General features: G+C 55.5%; 1 protein-coding gene. It reads left to right on the top strand.

The genetic code is table 11. The features are described 5' to 3' along the window. Positions 1 to 595 (top strand): S16 family serine protease (locus TU75_RS26145; protein WP_346243034.1); only part of this gene is annotated, 595 nt, incomplete at both ends.

Here is a 595-nt window from a genome sequence, read left to right as displayed (position 1 = left end):
CCTTGCTGGACCGGATGGAAGTGATTCGTCTGCCGGGCTACACCGAAGACGAAAAGATCAACATCGCGGTCAAATACCTCGCTCCGAAACAAATTGAAGCGAATGGTTTGAAGAAAGGCGAGCTGGCTTTCGATAACGCGGCCATCCGCGACATCATCCGTTATTACACCCGTGAAGCCGGTGTGCGGGGCCTTGAGCGTCAAATTGCGAAGATCTGCCGCAAGGCCGTGAAGGAACATGCGCTGGAAAAACGCTTTGCCGTCACCGTGACGCCGGAGCTGTTGGAGCACTTCCTCGGTGTAAGAAAATTCAGCTATGGCTTGGCAGAACAGGAAGATCAAATCGGTCAAGTGACGGGCCTTGCCTGGACGCAAGTGGGTGGCGAATTGCTCACCATTGAGTCGGCTATCGTGCCTGGCAAAGGCCAGTTGATCAAGACCGGTTCGCTGGGTGATGTGATGGTTGAGTCCATTACCGCAGCGTTGACGGTGGTTCGCAGTCGTGCCAAGAGCCTCGGTATCCCATTGGCTTTCCACGAGAAACGTGACATCCACATTCACATGCCCGACGGCGCCACGCCTCAAGATGGCCCTAG

It is taken from the genome of Pseudomonas poae, from assembly GCF_001439785.1.
In the GTDB taxonomy this organism is placed as follows: domain Bacteria; phylum Pseudomonadota; class Gammaproteobacteria; order Pseudomonadales; family Pseudomonadaceae; genus Aquipseudomonas; species Aquipseudomonas poae.
This window is presented reverse-complemented; position numbering and strand designations above follow the sequence as displayed.